Genomic DNA, 16705 nt, shown 5'->3' on the forward strand with positions numbered 1-16705 from the left:
GCCTTCGGCGACTCCTCCCGAAAGGCCCGGAACGCCACGGGCGGCGTTCAAGAAATCCCAATCGCCCGAACTATTTCGCTGAGATCACCTCACTGAGTTCACATTTCCACTCGCCCCGCTGACCACGGCCCATGCACGCCCACCTCGGGTATCTCAACGATCCCAAATCAGAGAGGGCGCACGCGGCGATTCTGGGTCCGCGTTTGATTCACAGATTCCGTGAACTCCTTGCGCCCTCCGGGAGGCCGTGAAAAAAATGCCGAAAGGGAGGGCTCATGATCGATTCAGAAAACCTCGAAATGGCGGTCACACCACGCACCTATTTCGGGACAGAACTCCGCAAGCACCGCAACAAGGCCAGGCTCAGCCAAAGACAGCTTTGCGCGAGGATAAACCTGTCTGTCAGCCAGCTGAGCATGCTGGAGAACGGCCACAGGGCACCGAACCGGCCCCTGGCTCAGGCGATCGACCAGGCCCTCGGGCTGGGAACCTCACTCGCGGACCTGGTGGACAGGCTCGACCGGGCAGCCAACCAGGTGCCTGACTGGTTCCGGCCATGGGTGGAGGTCGAACAGGAGGCGGAAGTCCTGCGATCCTGGGAGCCGCTGATCGTTCCAGGCCTTCTTCAGGTGGAGGGATATGCGAGGGCCCTGCTGAGCGGCGAACCCGGCGTCACATCCGAGCGGGCGGAAGAGCACATGACCGCCCGGTTGGAGCGCCAGCACATTCTCAGGCGCACCACGCCCCCGATGTTCTGGGTGGTCATCGACGAAGGGGTGCTGCACCGGACCATAGGCGACCCCGGCGTCATGAAAGAGCAGCTCACTCATCTTCTCGAAGTCGGACAAAGCCCGTGGATCTCCATCCAGGTTCTTCCGGAAAGCGCTCGCAACACCGCCGGTCTGCTCGGCGGATTCCTCCTCGCCGAGCTTCCGGAAGCCAATGACACGGCTTACATTGAGTCCCAGGGAATCACCGGCCGGGTGACCGAGCGGTCGGGAGAGGTCCGGGCACTGGCATTCAAATACGAGGTGATTCGGGCGGACGCACTGTCCCGGCGCGAGTCGCTGAACCTGATCAAGGAGAAGATGCGGCGATGGACGACCTGACGATCCAGGAACTCCGCACGGCCACGTGGCGCAAATCCCACCTGTCCGGTGGCGACGGCGGTAACTGCGTCGAGGTCGCCGAGCTGTCCGGCGGGCGCCGAGGCGTCCGTGACAGCAAGGACAGGAACGGCCCGGCGCTGGTCTTCACCGCCTCCGAGTGGGCCGCCTTCGTCGGCGGCGTAAAAGACGGCGAGTTCGACTGATTGATCGTTTGTTGGGAAACGCTCCGTCGAATCGGATGCGCCATGCGCGCTTCCCGGTAAACAATCCGCTCCAGACCACCAGAAGCACCACTAAGCACGCTTCGCCCGGAGATAGAAGAAGAGGCCTGGCCGTACTCCGTCAGTTGTACGGCCAGGCCTCCGAACGAGCCGAGGGTGGCGATTACTCGATGTAGCTGATGAGGAAAGGAAGCGGCTGGTTTCCGTCTTCCACGGTGGTGATCGATCCGCTGGGGTGGAGCACGACGTTGCCGTCGCCGTAGCTGTCGCCCCTCCAGGAGTAGATCCACGCCGGGCCGTCGAGGTACTTGGCGGCGCTGGTGCGCCAGACGTCGGAGGGGAGGTCGGCCAGCTGGTGCCCCTCCCCTCGGGCGGCGGCGAAGGCGTAGGCCTCGTTGCGCGTCTTCTTGAAGTCCTTTCCGTACCAGTACAGGCGGTAGGTGCCCTGGGCGAGCTCAGCCTCCCCGTCCTCGGCGTCGGCGAAGATGGGGATCTGTATCAGCTGTTCGGTCATCGCTGCTTCACCTCTCACTCGGGGATGGGCACGGAACACCATCCCCTCATCGTCACTCACCGCTACATTTCCGTTACTTACGGTAATGAAACGATGGAAGAGGCAAACGAGTCGCCTTCGGCGAGAAGAGCGGCTCAGGGCCAGGAGGAGTCCTGGTCGGGGTCGCCGCCACTGGACAGCAGCTTGACGTCGGACTCGACCATCATCGCGACGAGTTCCTCGAACGAGACCGTGGGCTCCCAGCCGAGCTGGACGCGGGCCTTCTTCGGGTCGGCGCAGAGCAGGTCCACCTCGGCCGGGCGGTGCAGGGACTGGTCGCAGACCACGTACCGTTCCCAGTCGAGGTCGGCGGCGGAGAAGGCTGCCTCCACGAGCTCACGGACGGAGTGGGTGCGGCCGGTGCCGATCACGTAGTCCTCCGGCGCGCCCGCCTGGAGCATCAGATGCATCGCGCGGACGTAGTCGCCCGCGTAACCCCAGTCGCGGCGGGCCTCCATGTTGCCCAGGCGCAGCTCTGCCGCCAGGCCGAGTTTGATCCTGGCCACGCCGAGGGACACCTTGCGGGTCACGAACTCGGCGCCCCGCCGCGGGGACTCGTGGTTGAACAGGATGCCCGACACCGCGTACATGCCGTACGACTCGCGGTAGTTCTGGGTCAGGAAGTGGCCGTACGCCTTGGCCACGCCGTACGGCGAGCGGGGGTGGAAGGGCGTGGTCTCGCTCTGCGGGGTCTCGCGGACCTGGCCGAACATCTCGGAGGAGGAAGCCTGGTAGAAGCGGATCTGGCCGGATCCGGCGGTGCGCGAGGACGAGATGCCCGAGCAGACCCGGATCGCCTCCAGCATGCGCAGCACGCCCATGCCGGTGACCTCGGCGGTGAGCTCAGCCTGCTCCCACGACATCGGGACGAACGAGATGGCGCCCAGGTTGTAGACCTCGTCCGGCTGAACCTTCTCCACGGCGGAGATCAGCGAGCCCTGGTCGAGCAGGTCACCGCGGACGAGCTGAACGTCCTGGAGGAGCTTGCGCACCCGGGAGACCCGCGGATTGGCCTGCCCCCGGGCCAGACCCCAGACCTCGTAGCCCTGACTCAGCAGCCACTCGGCCAGATAGGAACCGTCCTGCCCGGTGATACCGGTGATCAGTGCGCGCCTGGCCAACGCGTCCTCCTCGCTCGTGGGCGGGACTTTCGCCCGGGCTGTGTGCCGTGTGACTGGCGAATGTACCGCCACCTCCGCAGATGGGCACCATGACGGTCATATCATGACTAGAACGCGTTTCACCGAATCATGCTCGGTTAGGCTAACGCCCCAGTTCGGGCCCTGTACGGCTGGCGTTGAGGACAATTCCACATCGAGTCCGATAGAGCTACCGAATGGTAGGGTCCGAATACTAAGGTCATCTTTCACGGTACCTGTCCCCTTCCGGACAGGGTGAGGAAGGGGTTGCCGTGCCGGGTGCTGACTCGCTGCGGATCGCGCTGCTGTCCTACCGCAGCAAGCCCACCTGTGGTGGCCAGGGCGTCTACCTGCGTCATCTCAGCCGTGAACTGGTCGCCCTCGGACATCACGTCGAGGTCTTCTCCGGCCCGCCCTATCCCGAGCTCGACGAGGGCGTCATCCTCAACAAGGTCCCCAGCCTGGACCTGTATCGCGACGAAGACCCCTTCCGCACTCCCAAACTCCACGAGTACCGCGACTGGATCGACTGTCTCGAAGTGGCGACCATGTGGACCGCCGGGTTCCCCGAGCCGCTGACCTTCACCCTCCGGGCGTATCGCGAGCTGAAGAAGCGCGTCGGCGACTTCGACGTGGTGCAGGACAACCAGACGCTCGGCTACGGCCTGCTCGGCATCCAGAAGCTGTTCCCCGTGGTCGGCACCATCCACCACCCGATCAGCGTGGACCGGCGCATCGAGCTCAAGGCCGCGCCGCTGCGCAAGCAGTTCTCGCTCAGAAGGTGGTACGGCTTCGTCCGGATGCAGGCCAAGGTCGCGCCCAGGCTGAACCCGATCCTGACCGTCAGCGAGTCCTCCCTCGCCGACATCCACCGCGACTTCAACGTGCCCCAGTCCAACATGCGGCTCATCCCGCTGGGCGTGGACACCCGCTACTTCCATCCGCGCCCGGAGATGCCCAGGCGGCCCGGCTCGATCGTCGCCGTGGCCAGCGCCGACTCCCCGATGAAGGGCGTCGCGACGCTGCTGCGGGCGGTGGCCAAGCTCGCCACCGAGCGCGACGTGAACCTGACCGTGGTCAGCAAGCCCACCGCCGGGGGCCCGACCGAGAAGCTGGTCGCCGAGCTCTCCCTGCACGACCGGGTCAAATTCGTGCACGGCATCTCCGACACCGAGCTGGGCGAGCTGATCGCCACCTCGGAGATCTCGGTCGTCCCCTCCCTCTACGAGGGCTTCTCGCTGCCCGCCGTCGAACACATGGCCTGCGGCACCCCGCTGGTCGCCAGCCGTACCGGCGCGCTGCCCGAGGTGGTCGGGGACGCGGCCATCCAGGTGACCCCCGGCGACCCCGAGGAACTGGCCGCCGTACTGCGCCGCCTGCACGACTCGCCCGAGGAACGCGAAGCGGTGGGCAGGAAGGGCTACGACCGGGTCATGGAGCGCTATACCTGGAACGTCGTCGCCCAACGGACCGTGGAGGCCTACCACGAGGCCATCCGATCCCGGCGTGCGAAGTAACCGATCCCCAATCGATCATCTCAATAGGAGCGGCGAGTGCTGACTGTCGACTTCGGCCGGTTGCCCGTGGGGCCCGGAACCCGAGTTCTGGACCTGGGATGCGGCGGCGGGCGACACGCGTTCGAGGTGTTGCGCCGGGGCGCCGACGTCGTGGCCTTCGACATGGACGCCGATGAGCTGGAAGGCGTGGCGAGCATGTTCGCCGCGATGGACAAGGCCGGAGAGGTTCCCCCGGGCGCGACGGCCGAGACCGTGACCGGTGACGCGCTCAAGATGCCCTTCGAGGACGCGAGCTTCGATCGGGTGATCGCCGCCGAGGTCCTGGAGCACATCCCCGACGACATGGCCGCGATGCGGGAGATCTACCGGGTGCTCAAGCCGGGTGGCCAGGCGGCCATCACGGTGCCGAGCTTCCTGCCCGAGCGGATCTGCTGGGCGCTGGACGAGGCCTACCACACCGCCCCCGGCGGGCACGTCCGCATCTACACGCTGGCCGAGCTGAGCGCCAAGCTGAAGTCGATCGGCATGGAGATCGGCCCTCACCACCACGCCCACGGCCTGCACGCGCCGTACTGGTGGATCAAGTGCGCCGTCGGCGTCAACAACGACGACCACCCGCTGGCCAAGGCGTACCACGAGATCCTCGTCTGGGACATCATGAAGCGCCCGGCCGCCACCCGGATCGCCGAAGCGGTGCTGAACCCGCTCATCGGCAAGAGCGTGGTGCTCTACGTCCGGAAGCCTGCGCGGTGAGCGACCGGTGAGATGGGAGCAGGTCGTCCAGACCGCCGAGAGCATCGCGGCCGTGCAGGAGCCCGACGGCGGCGTTCCGTGGCCCGAGGGGCACGTGGACGCCTGGAACCACGTCGAGTGCCTGATGGCGATGAGCGTGGCCGGGCTCACCGGACCGGTCCGCAAGGGCTACGACTGGCTGGTCCGCACGCAGCGGGCCGACGGCTCCTGGCCGATGAAGCTGGTCGGGGGCGAGGCCGTCGAGCAGGGCGGGGAGTCCAACCACGCCGCCTATGTCGCGGTCGGCGTCTGGCACGAGCTGCTGGTCACCGGGGACGAGAACTTCGCCCGCGAGATGTGGCCGGTCGTCCGGTCGGCGCTGGACTTCGTGGTCGAGCTGCAGACCACCCGGGGCGAGATCGTCTGGGAGCGGGCGGCCGGCGGCAAGCCCGCCGAGTACGCCCTGCTGACCGGCTGCGCCTCCATCCACCAGGGGCTGCGCAGCGGCGTGCTGCTCGGCGAGCATCTGGGCGACCCGCAGCCCGACTGGGAGCTCGCCGCCGATCTGCTCGGCCACGTGCTCGTCGCCCATCCCGAGGCGTTCGCCGACAAAAGCCGCTTCTCGATGGACTGGTACTACCCGATCCTCGGCGGCGCGGTGCGCGGCCCGGCCGCCCAGGCACGGCTGGCCGAGGAGTGGGACACGTTCGTGGAACCGGGCCTCGGCATCCGCTGCGTCTCCGACCAGCCGTGGGTGACCGGCGCCGAGTCGTGCGAGCTGGTGCTCTCCCTGGACGCCATGGACGACCGTGACCGGGCGGTGAAACTCTTCGCCGACATGCAGCACCTGCGGCACGAGGACGGCTCGTACTGGACCGGCTGGCAGTTCGTGAACGGCAAGCACTTCCCGCACGAGCGCTCGGCGTACACCGCGGCCGCCGTCGTGCTCGCCGCCGACGCGCTGAACGGCTACACGCCGGCCTCGGGCATCTTCCGGGACGCGGGCAAGTATGTGACGGATCGCCCCACGGCGGCCTGCGGGTGCAGTCACGCCGGTTCGCTGACCTGAGACGGATCCCCCCGGCCAGGGCAAAGATCCACAGACGCACCCCGGTGTTTTCTTTGCCAGGAACCCGAAACGCGGTGCTTGAAGGGCCCAATGCGGCTCACTACGTTCGAGCCTGTGAGCAATGCGGAGGGTGCCCGGACGGTAGCTCAGAGCGATGGAGCCGGTGGGGCCGACGCGGAGCGGGCCCCTGACGCGGAGCTGGTCACCGGTGCGAGAAGGCCCACCGGCACCGGGCAGGCCGCCGACACGGAAAGACTTACCGGCACCGGGCAGGCCGCCGATCCAGCGGACATGAAGGAGCCTGCCGGCGCCGAACAGGCCACCCCGGATCAGACCTCCCCGGAGCAGGTCGCCCCGGAACAGGCCACCACCGCGGAACAGGCCACCGGCACGGAGCAGGCCGCGGCCGGGAAGACTCCCGGCGCGGAGAGAACCGCACCCCGGAGGGCCCTCGACGAGGGAAAGGCCGCAGCCGGAAAGGCCTCCAGCGCGGGAAGGACCCCCGGGACGGAGAAGCCCCCCGGCGCGGAGAAGAACTCCGGCATGGAAAAGGTCACGGAAAAGGTCCCCGACGTCACGCCGAGGCCGATCGTCTCGGACCCGGCCGAGCTGAAGCTGACCAGGCCGGGCGGCCTGTCCGGCCTGCTGTGGCAGAACCTCTCCCAGATCGACTTCGGGCCGCGCCGGTTCCGGCTGGGCCCGGCCCGCCGGCGCCTGGAGACGGCCGGGCAGTCGTTCCTGACCGGCTTCAACGCGGTGATCGCGGGTGAGACGGAGCGGATCGACGACCTCCACGAGGAGCTTCGGGGGTTCGCCTACGAGGGCGCGGGCATGGCCTGCGCGACCTTCGACGTGCTCACCGTCACCGGCGGCCGGCGGCTCAGAGACCTGCTCAGCGGCCAGGGCATGCGCTATCCGCACATGATCCACATGGGTGCCGGCTGGGCGTACGCCCGGCTGCGCATGCGGCCGATGTGGGGCATCCGCTCGGTCCACCCGCTGCTGCGCTGGCTGGCGTTCGACGGTTTCGGATTCCACCAGGGCTTCTTCGCCACCGACCGGACGATCGGGCGCCAGCGCTCGGCAGGCCTGATGGACCGCACCCGGCGTGCGATCTTCGACCAGGGCCTGGGCCGGATGCTCTGGTTCCACGAGTGTGCGGGCGTGGACGACGTCATCCTGCGCATCGCCGAATTCCCGGCGGGCCGCCGCGCCGACCTGTGGAGCGGCGTGGGCCTGGCCGCCGCCTACTCCGGCGGCGCGAGCACCGCGGAGCTGGAGCGGCTGAGCACCGCCGCGTCCGAGGACGGCTTCCGCGCCCACCTCGTCCAGGGCAGCGCCTTCGCCTGCGCCTCCCGGCTGATCTCCGGAGCCGTACCCGAGCACACGGCCGCCGCCACACCCGTGCTGTGCGGCGTGGACGTTGACGAGGCCGGTGCCTGGACCGACACCGCGCTCATCGCCCTGGGTCACAACGCCCACAGCAGCGACCACTACCAGGCCTGGCGAGCGGGGATCAGGAAGGCCTGGGCGCGGCGCAACCGCGATTGACGACCGCGAGACGACCACAGCTCGGGGGGGCCGTGAAAGCGATATCAGGGGCTCGCAAATACGTGGCGGGGGCTCTGGCTCTGGCAGCCTGCACCGCCGGATGGGGGCTGACCGGACTGCCTGACACCTTGACGGGGCAGCTGGCCGCGGGCTTCTCCTTCGCCGCCAGCCCGCTCGGCCCGGCCGGCGGGCCCGGCGACCGGAGCACGCGGCCGGTCGCACCGGGCTACGAGAACATCCGGGGATGGGTGTCCTCGACGGGCGCGGGCGTCGCGCTGTTCGACGTCGACAACGAGGTCGTCTCCAACGACGTGTGCCTGGTCGACCCGCGTCACGACACCGTGACCGTGCGCCCCGCGCCGGGGACGCCCCAGGACTACAGGCCGTTCGCTCTGGCCCCGCCGGGGCGCAGGCCGTACGAGGCGCCCATGGGATGCCTGCCGGCCGACCTCGACCAGGACGGCTGGCAGGACCTGGTCGTCTACTACTGGGGCCGCTCCCCCTCGCTGTTCCTGCGCGTCCCCGGCGCGCCGCCCTCCGCCCTGGCCTTCCTTCACCGCGACCTGACCGCGCAACCGGAGATCTGGAACACCAACGCCGCCACGGCCGGTGACTTCGACGGCGACGGGCGCCTCGACCTGGTCTTCGGCAACTATTTCCCGGACGGCGCCAAGGTGCTGGACGACACCGGCGACCAGGGCGGCGTCGCGATGGCCGGCTCGCTTTCCGACGCCCGCGACGGCGGTGCGAACCGGCTCTACCGGGCGACGGGACCGGCACGGTTCGCCGAGGCCGAAGCGGCGTTCGACGCCGCCGGCGGCCCCGGGGACGGCACCGGCGGCAGGGGCTGGACGCTCGCGCTGGGCGCTCAGGATCTCGACGGCGACGGGCGGCCCGACCTCTACGTGGCCAACGACTTCGGTCCGGACGAGCTGCTGGTCAACGAGTCCGCACCCGGGAAGATCCGGTTCCGGCAGGCGCGGGGCACCCGGCACCTGACCACGCCCAGATCCCACGTCCTCGGCGAAGACTCCTTCAAGGGCATGGGGGTCGGCTTCACCGACCTCAACACCGACGGCACGCCGGACATCCTGGTCAGCAACGTCACCGAGGACTACGGGCTGCACGAGAGCAACTTCGCCTTCGTCTCCCGGCCGGGCGGATTCCACGAGGGTCACGCGCCCTACGACGACCGCAGCGAGGAGCTCGGGCTGAGCCGTACGGGCTGGTCCTGGGACGTCAAGGCCGCCGACTTCGACAACGACGGCACCGACGAGATCATGCACGCGACCGGGTTCGTCCGGGGCGAGGTCAACCGGTGGGCGCAGTTGCAGGAAGCGGCGATGTCCAACGATCTGACCCTGTCCCGCCCGGCGCTGTGGCCGAACATCAGGGCCGGGGACGACCTGTCCGGCCGCGACACCAACAGCTTCTTCACCAGGGGCGCGGACGGCCGCTACGCGGACGTGGCCCGGCGGGCCGGAGTCGGCAGCGACACGGTCGGCCGCGCCTTCGCCATCGGCGACGTGGACGATGACGGGCGGCTGGACTTCGTGGTCGCCAACCAGTGGGCCGAGTCGGTGCTCTACCGCAACGACGGCGCCACCGCCCCGTTCGTGGGCCTGCGGCTGCGCCTTCCCGCCGGATCCTGCGGTACGGCCGCCGCCTCGGCGGCTTCCGCCCCGGCCGACCCCACGCTGACGCGCTCTCCCCTGACCCGCCTCATCCTGCCCGCCGCCCCCGGCGCCCCTCTCACCCTGCCGCGACCTCCCCTGACCCGCATCACCCTTCCTCCCCCCGCGCCGGCCCGGCAGACCCCGCCCGGTGCCGCCTCGGCCCATCACCCGGGCCTGACGCGTCCCGCGATCGGAGCCACCGCCAGGATGCGCCTGCCCAACGGGACCACGCTCAGCCGGCAGCTCTACCCGGCAGGCGGTCACAACGGCGTCTCCGCGCCGGAGCTGCTGTTCGGCCTGGGCGCCGGCGCGCCGAACGCTCCGCTGCCCGTCGACCTGTCCTGGCGCGACGCCTGCGGCGTCGCCCGTACCGCATCGGTGTCCGTCAAACCCGGCTGGCACCGGATCCTGCTGGCCGACGGCCACGCCTCGGATATGGACCAGCCATGATGACCGCCGCTCAGAGGCGCAGCACGGCGCTTCGCTGCTTCGCCGGATCCGCCGCCCTGGTGACCGTGCTCGGGCACGGCCTCCTCGGCCTCGAACAGGCCTACCTGGCGCCGGTGGTGGGCGTGATCACCGGCGTGACCGCCGAGTTCGTCCTGGAGACCGTGGAGGCGTGGGCGCGCGGGCGCCCGGTCCGGTACCGGGGGAGGCGGGGCGGCCGGGTGGTCGACTTCTTCCTGCCGTCCGTCACCGACGGTCTCGTCTGCGCGATGCTGCTGTACGGCAACGCGCACCTGATGCCGGTCGCGCTGGCCGTCCTGATCGCCGTCGGCAGCAAGTACGTCCTGCGGGTCAGAGTGCCGAGCAGGATGAGGCAGCGTGGTGCGAGCGCGTCCGGCAGGCACTACCTGAACCCGGCGGCCTTCGGCGTCGTCGCCGTGCTGCTGCTGTTCCCATGGGTCGGCATCGCACCACCGCACCAGTTCACCGCGTGGGCGTCCGGGCCGTTCGACGCGATCGTGCCGCTGGCCGTACTGGTGGCGGGCTCGATGGTGAACGCCCAGCTGACCGGGAAGCTGCCGTTGATCCTGGGGTGGACGGGCGGGTTCGTCCTGCAGGGGCTCGTCCGGGGCGGGCTGGGCGACATCTCGGTGATCAGTGCCCTGTTGCCGATGACCGGCGTGCTCTTCGTCCTCTACACCAACTACATCATCACCGACCCCGGCACGACTCCCTTCGGACCCCGCAGTCAGGTCGTGTTCGGCCTGGCCACGGCGGCGGTCTACGGCCTGCTGGTCCAGTTCCACATCGTCTTCGGGCTTTTCCTCGCGCTCGTGGCCGTCTGCGCCGGTCGAGGCGCGGGCCTGGCCGTGCTGGCCCGCGTCCATCCGGCAGTCGTCCCCCTTCCCGCGCCCGCGCATGCCCTCTCCGAGGTTCCCGCGGGCGTTCAGTCATGATCCATGTGAACACCTGAGGGGTGGCCCCGAATGTCCGTCGCGATCGTGGGACTGGCCTGCACCTACCCCGATGCGCCCGATCCGCGGGCGCTGTGGGAGACGGTGCTGTGGCGGCGCCGGGCGTTCCGGCGGGTACCGGCCGAACGGCTGGACCTGGCCGACTACCACTCCCCTGACCGGTCGGCCCCCGACCGCACCCACAGCACCCGCGCCGCCCTGATCGAGGGCTGGGAATTCGACCGGAACGCCTTCCACATCCCCGGCCAGGTCCACCGCGTCACCGACCCGGCTCACTGGCTCGCCTTGGACACCGCGTCCCGCGCGCTGGCCGACGCCGGGTTTCCCGGCGGGGAGGGACTCGATCGGGACCGGGTTTCGGTGGTCGTCGGCAACACCCTGACCGGCGAGGTCAGCCGGGCCTGCGCGCTCCGGCTGCGCTGGCCGTACGTGCGGCGCGTGCTGGCCTCGGTCCTGACCGGGTTCTCCGAGGAGGAGACGGCCCGGCTGCTGGCCCGCGCCGAGGCCGAGTATCTGCGGCCGTTCCCCGAAACCTCGGCCGACAGCCTGGCCGGCGGCCTGCCCGGCGCGATCGCCGGGCGCATCTGTGACCACTTCGGCCTGCGCGGCGGCGGATACGCGGTGGACGGCGCGTGCGCCTCGTCCCTGCTGGCGGTGATCATCGCCTGCCGCTCGCTGCTGGACGCGAGCGCGGACTTCGCCCTGGCCGGAGGCGTGGATCTCGGCCTCGACCCGTTCGAGCTGGTCGGCCTCGCCAAGACGGGCGCGCTGGCCGGCGAGCGGATGCGGATCTACGACACCCGGTCGGACGGTTTCTGGCCGGGCGAGGGCTGCGGGATCGTCGCCCTGATGCGCACGGCCGACGCGCGCGCCGCCGGGCTCCGGATCTACGCGGAGATCACCGGCTGGGGCGTGTCCTCCGGCGGCATCGCCCGCCCCGGGGCCGGCGGCAGCCAGTTCCTGGCCCTGCGCCGCGCATACGACCGGGCGGGCGTCTCTCCCGCCGGGGTCGCCCTGTTCGAGGGCAGCGGCACCGGCAGCGCCGCCGGCGACACCGTCGAGCTCACCGCCCTCACCCGGCTTCTCTCCGATGCCGTACGGCAGGCCGCGATCGGGGCGGTCAGCGCCAACATCGGGCACACCAAGGCGGCGGCCGGGGTCGCGGGCCTGATCAAGGCCACTTTGAGCATCGCCTCCGGCGTCCTTCCCCCGACCACCGGATGCGGGTCGCCCCATCGTCTCCTGACCGCCCCCGGCACCCCCCTGCGCGTCCTGTCCGCCCCCGAGCCCTGGCCCGCCGGACCCCGCCATGCGGGCGTGAGCGCCATGGGCTTCGGCGGCGTTGACGCCCATGTCGTCCTCACGCTCCCGGTCGGCGCGGACGTCCGCCTCACCGTCCCGAAGACCGCCCCGGCGCCGCGGGCGGCCGACCGGCCTTCGCCGGAGGAGCCCCTGGTGTTCGCGTTCTCAGGGGAGAACGCGCAGGCCGTACGGCCGGTGCTGGAGCGGGTGGCGGACCAGGCGGAGCGGTGGTCGGAGGCGGAGCTGTGCGATCTCGCGTGCGCGCTGGGGACCGCCCCCGCCGGGCCGCTGCGGATCCCGATCGTGGCGGGGTCCGCGGAGGAACTCGCCGAGCGGGCGGGACTCGCCCTGGAACGGCTGGACACGGTGAAGCCCGCGCCCGGCACCCGCGACCCGGAAGGCACGATGAAGGCCGCCCGGCCGGACGCACAGCCCGCGCCCGGCACCCGCGGCCCGGAGGACGCGGCGGAGCCCGCCCGGCCCGACGCACAGCCGCAGCCTGACACTCGCGACCCCGGCTCCGGCCGTCCGGACGTCCTTGAGACCGCCGTCCTCTGGGCGTCCGGGGCGATCCCGGACCTGTCCGTCCTTTACGGAGACCAGCCGGCCCGACCCGTCGACATCTGGCGCGACCGCGTCTTCATCTCCAACCCCTGTTCCTCCGCGCCGGGCGGCTCGCCGTACGGCGACGCCGGTCACGATCGCCACACCGGTGTCGTGGAGAGGCTCACCCGGGACACCGGCGACGCGGCGTGGCTGGAACCGCCGGACACGACCGGGCCGGTGCCCGGGGTGGCACGCTGGGTGAGGTGTTTCGCCGAGGACCGGGAAACCGGCGGCCCGGACTCCTCCGCGACGGCGTGGGGTCGGGAAGGCGACCGTGGCGCCCGGCCACGGGCGGATCGTGAGGGGAAGCCGGCCCGGCGGATCGTGATCGACGACCCGCTGCGGCCGGAAACGACCGAGAGGCTGGTCGCGGCGGCCCGCGAGGCGGTCACGGGCCACGAGGCGCTGACCGTGGTCTGCGAATCGGACGCCGTCACCGGGTTCCTGAGAACCCTGGCGGCGGAACACCCCGATCTCGACTTCGGCGCCGAACCCCCGCGCGAGAGAACCGTCCTCGCCCTCGACGGGCAGGGGCCGCTCCCGGTGGGCCCCGCGGACGTGGTGCTGGTCAGCGGAGGCGGCAAGGGGGCCGGGTTCGACTGCGCCCTGGCGCTGGCCGAGGCCGGCGGGTGCGCGCTGGCCCTGCTCGGGCGGGCGAGCCCGGATCATGACGCGGCCCTGGCCGCCAATCTGGGCAGGCTGACCGGCGCAGGCGTCCGGTACGGCTACGCGGCGGCCGAGGTGAGCGACGCCGGTGAGGTGGCTCGTGCCGTACGGGATCTGGAGAGGGCGCTGGGACCGGTCACCATGGTGGTCCACGCCGCGGGCGTCGACCGGCCGGGCCGGTTCACCGACCTCACGGCCCAGGACTTCGAAAGGCACGTCGCGTCCAAGCTCACCGGTCTGGACAACCTCCTCGACGTGACCATGCCGCACCGCGTGGTGACGTTCGGATCGGTGGCCGGCCGCCACGGCCTGATCGGCGAGAGCCCCCGCGCGCTGGCCGACGGGCTGATGCGGGAGCGGGTCAGAAGGCTCGGCGGGCTGAACATCGACTGGCCGGTGTGGTCCGCGGCCGGGACGGAGGAGGCGGACGCGACCGGCGCCACGGCAGGGGCGGATGTGACGTCCATCGCACCGTGGGAGGGAACGGAGCTGTTCCTCAAGCTGCTCAGGACCAAGGACCTGCCGCCCAGCGTGGCCGTCCACGGCAGGCTGGACGAGCCCCCGGCCCCGTGCCCGGCGGGAGGACGGTTCCTCGACGGGATACGCGTGCATGTTCCCGGGGTGGAGTTGGTCGCCGACAGCCGCCTTTCGCTCAAGAGCGATGGCTATCTGGACGATCACCGCATCGACGGGCTGGCGGTACTTCCGGCGGTGGTGGCGCTGGAGGCGATGGCGCAGGCCGCCGGGGTGCTGGCCGGGCGTCCGCTGGACGAGGCCGTGCAGATGACGTTCGACCGGCCGGTGGTCGTGCCCGACGAGGGCGGCACCACGATCCGGGTGTGCGCGCTCCGGCACGAGCAGACGGTCGAGGTCGTGGTCCGCAGCGAGGAGACCGGGTTCCGCGTCGACCACTTCAGGGCGGTGTTCCCGGTGGACCCGGCCGACGAGACGCTGGCCGTACCGCAGCTGAACCGGGACGGCGCCCAGCCGCTGAACGCCGGGGACCTGTACGGCGCGCTGTGCTTCCACACCGGGCGGTTCCAGCGGGTCAGGGAGCTCACCCTCGTCGAGGCGCGAGGGTGCAGGGGCGAGCTGCACGGTGACGACCCCGACGGCTGGTTCGAGGACAGGCCGGTGCTGGGCAGTCCCGGGCTGAGCGACGCGACGATCCACGCGCTGCAGGCGTGCGTACCGCACCGGCGGCTGCTGCCGGTCGGCGGTGAGCGGCTGGTGGTGCGGCCCTCCCAGGGGGATGTGAGGCTGCACGCCACCGAGCGCAACCACCATGGGGGCGAGTACGTCTGGGACGTCACCGCCACCGACGTGCGCGGGCGGCTGGTGGCGGCGTGGACCGGGCTGCGGTTGAAGGACGTCGGCCCGCTGCCCCGGCATGACCCGTGGCCGCCGAACCTGCTGGCCGTCTATCTGCAGCGGGCCGCCGTGGGGCTCGGCCTCGACCCGGCGCTGCACGTGACCATGGACGGCGGGACCTCCCACAGCCACCTGGGCGATCTCGTGCTCGGCGTGGACGATCCGGCGCGCTGTGCCTGGGAACCGGTGGGGGGCGGCGCGGCACGGGCTTCGGGAGCCGCGTCCGCCCTTCTGGCCGCCGAGTTGCTGCCGCATCTGGACGAAACCGAGGAGACCGTGGCCACCAGGGTCCGGACGGTCGTCGAGTGCCTGTCGAAGGCGGGCCGCCCGCCGGAGACGCCACTCGCCGTCGTGGGGAGTCACGAAGGCGGCTGGCTGCTGCTGCGCGCGGACACCGCGCTGATCGCCTCGACGGTGGTCCAGGTCAGGGGCGTGCGGACGCCGGTGGCGGTCGCGATCATGACTGAGGAGCAGCCCTGACGACTGACCGCGGCCGGCGGGCCGGTCAGCCGTCGGGGAGCCTCAGTCAGCAGGGAGCCTCAGCCGGCAGGGAGCCTCAGCCGGCGGGATCCCGATCAGCCGATCCCGGGGCCGACCCGCTCCAGCACCCGCAGCGACCCCTCCTGCCTGATCTCCCTGAACGCTCCGGAAGCGAGAACCCGCTGGTAGACGCGGTAGGGCGCCTGCCCGCCCATGGCGGGGTCGGGGTAGATGTCATGGAAGACCAGCACGCCGCCCTGCATGACGTGCGGGGCCCACCCCTCGTAGTCCTCGGTCACCGGCTCCTCCGAGTGACCGCCGTCGATGAAGAGCATCGCCAGCGGGGTGCTCCACAGGCCCGCGACCCGCTCCGACCTGCCGACGATCGCGATGACCTCGTCCTCAAGACCGGCGGCGGCGATCGTGGAGCGGAAGGTGGGCAACGAGTCCATCTTGCCGAAGCGGGGGTCCATCAGCGTGGGGTCGTGGTGCGCCCACCCCGGCTGGATCTCCTCCGAGCCCCGGTGGTGGTCCACGGTGAAGACGACCGAACCGGCCTGCCTGGCTCCCGCGCCGAGATAGATCGCGGACTTGCCGCAGTAGGTGCCGATCTCGCAGATCGGGCCGCGCGAGCCGTACTCGGCGGCGGTCTCGAACAGGACGAGACCCTCGGCGTGGGGCATGAAGCCCTTGGCGCGCTGGGCCGCGTACAGCAGGTCGGCGGGCATGGTCGGGATGCTCATCGGAGCAGACTACCCAGACCGAACAATATTCCAAATGACCCTTGCCCGGCCCTATGGAACGTGTTCTACTTTGCACCGTGAACCAGCGCGCTCGCATCGTGATGTCCGAGGACGAGGTCACCTCCTTCCTCAACGAGTCGAGGAAACTCCAGCTCGGCACGATCAACCCGGACGGGACACCGCACCTGGTGACCATGTTTTACGGGCTGGCCGAGGGCAAAATCTCCTTCTGGAGCTATGGCAAGGCCCAGAAGACGCTCAACATCCAGCGAGACGCCCGGGTGAGCTGCCTGATCGAGGCCGGAGACGAATACTCCGACCTGCGCGGGGTCCTGGTGTACGGCGTCGCCCGGCGGATCGACGACGCCGAGGGCATCCTCGACATCGGTATGAAAGTGGCCCGGCGGATGGCGGGAATGCCTGACGCCGAAGAACTCCTGGCGGAGTATGTCACCTATACCGGCCGCAAACGGGTCGCCTTCGTGGTGGAGCCCACCCGAGTGATCTCCTGGGATCACCGTAAGCTCGCCACCCCGGCCTAGGAGACGC

The 16705-nt window shown here is 70.5% G+C and carries 13 protein-coding genes; 10 read left to right on the forward strand and 3 right to left on the reverse strand.

The features are described from left to right. Positions 1–275: 275 nt before the first annotated feature. Entirely contained in the window at positions 276–1109 is an 834-nt protein-coding gene (locus ACFY2X_RS41015; protein WP_389948795.1) for a helix-turn-helix domain-containing protein, read from the forward strand. Continuing rightward, complete coding sequence (locus tag ACFY2X_RS41020; protein ID WP_389948797.1) at positions 1097–1312, forward strand: DUF397 domain-containing protein; 216 nt, start codon at positions 1097–1099, stop codon at positions 1310–1312. Before ACFY2X_RS41015 ends, ACFY2X_RS41020 begins: the two co-directional genes overlap by 13 nt. Before the next feature lie 181 nt (positions 1313–1493). Here the strand turns inward: ACFY2X_RS41020 and ACFY2X_RS41025 are convergent, their stop codons facing one another. Beyond that, on the reverse strand, positions 1494–1844 hold the full coding sequence (locus ACFY2X_RS41025; RefSeq protein WP_389948799.1) for a hypothetical protein: 351 nt from the start codon (positions 1842–1844) through the stop codon (positions 1494–1496). 134 nt (positions 1845–1978) lie between these two features. Beyond that, positions 1979–3004, reverse strand: a complete 1026-nt coding sequence (locus ACFY2X_RS41030; protein ID WP_389948801.1) for a GDP-mannose 4,6-dehydratase — start codon at positions 3002–3004, stop codon at positions 1979–1981. A gap of 290 nt (positions 3005–3294) precedes the next feature. Here ACFY2X_RS41030 and ACFY2X_RS41035 point away from each other — a divergent pair, with 290 nt between their 5' ends. The 7 genes from ACFY2X_RS41035 (at position 3295) to ACFY2X_RS41065 (ending at position 15413) form a co-directional block, all read left to right on the forward strand. After that, on the forward strand, positions 3295–4539 hold the full coding sequence (locus tag ACFY2X_RS41035; RefSeq protein ID WP_389948802.1) for a glycosyltransferase family 4 protein: 1245 nt from the start codon (positions 3295–3297) through the stop codon (positions 4537–4539). 36 nt (positions 4540–4575) lie between these two features. Further along, positions 4576–5292 carry a class I SAM-dependent methyltransferase gene (locus tag ACFY2X_RS41040; protein WP_389948804.1) on the forward strand — a complete coding sequence of 239 codons (717 nt, stop codon included), beginning with the start codon at positions 4576–4578 and terminating at the stop codon, positions 5290–5292. 7 nt (positions 5293–5299) lie between these two features. Next, positions 5300–6340 (forward strand): prenyltransferase, encoded by a 1041-nt coding sequence (locus tag ACFY2X_RS41045; RefSeq protein ID WP_389948806.1) that lies wholly within the window; start codon positions 5300–5302, stop codon positions 6338–6340. Between the two features lie 114 nt (positions 6341–6454). Further along, positions 6455–7891: a DUF1702 family protein gene (locus tag ACFY2X_RS41050; protein WP_389948808.1), complete on the forward strand. Its 1437-nt coding sequence runs from the start codon at positions 6455–6457 to the stop codon at positions 7889–7891. Positions 7892–7923: 32 nt separating this feature from the next. After that, positions 7924–10017, forward strand: a complete 2094-nt coding sequence (locus ACFY2X_RS41055) for an FG-GAP-like repeat-containing protein (protein ID WP_389948810.1) — start codon at positions 7924–7926, stop codon at positions 10015–10017. Beyond that, entirely contained in the window at positions 10017–10970 is a 954-nt protein-coding gene (locus ACFY2X_RS41060) for an enediyne biosynthesis protein UnbU (protein ID WP_389948812.1), read from the forward strand. The genes ACFY2X_RS41055 and ACFY2X_RS41060 overlap by 1 nt, the downstream gene beginning before the upstream one ends. 30 nt (positions 10971–11000) lie before the next feature. Next, positions 11001–15413 carry an SDR family NAD(P)-dependent oxidoreductase gene (locus tag ACFY2X_RS41065; protein WP_389948814.1) on the forward strand — a complete coding sequence of 1471 codons (4413 nt, stop codon included), beginning with the start codon at positions 11001–11003 and terminating at the stop codon, positions 15411–15413. 95 nt (positions 15414–15508) lie between these two features. On the opposite strand, the gene ACFY2X_RS41070 is transcribed toward ACFY2X_RS41065, so the two are convergent. Then, positions 15509–16156, reverse strand: coding sequence for a class I SAM-dependent methyltransferase (locus tag ACFY2X_RS41070; protein WP_389948817.1), 648 nt, complete (start codon positions 16154–16156; stop codon positions 15509–15511). A 77-nt stretch (positions 16157–16233) separates the two neighbouring features. Between ACFY2X_RS41070 and ACFY2X_RS41075 the strand changes: the two genes are divergently transcribed. Beyond that, entirely contained in the window at positions 16234–16698 is a 465-nt protein-coding gene (locus ACFY2X_RS41075) for a pyridoxamine 5'-phosphate oxidase family protein (RefSeq protein WP_389948819.1), read from the forward strand. The last annotated feature ends 7 nt before the right edge of the window (positions 16699–16705 follow it).

The sequence above is a fragment of the Streptosporangium sp. NPDC000396 genome (assembly GCF_042898655.1).
In the GTDB taxonomy this organism is placed as follows: Bacteria; Actinomycetota; Actinomycetes; order Streptosporangiales; family Streptosporangiaceae; genus Streptosporangium.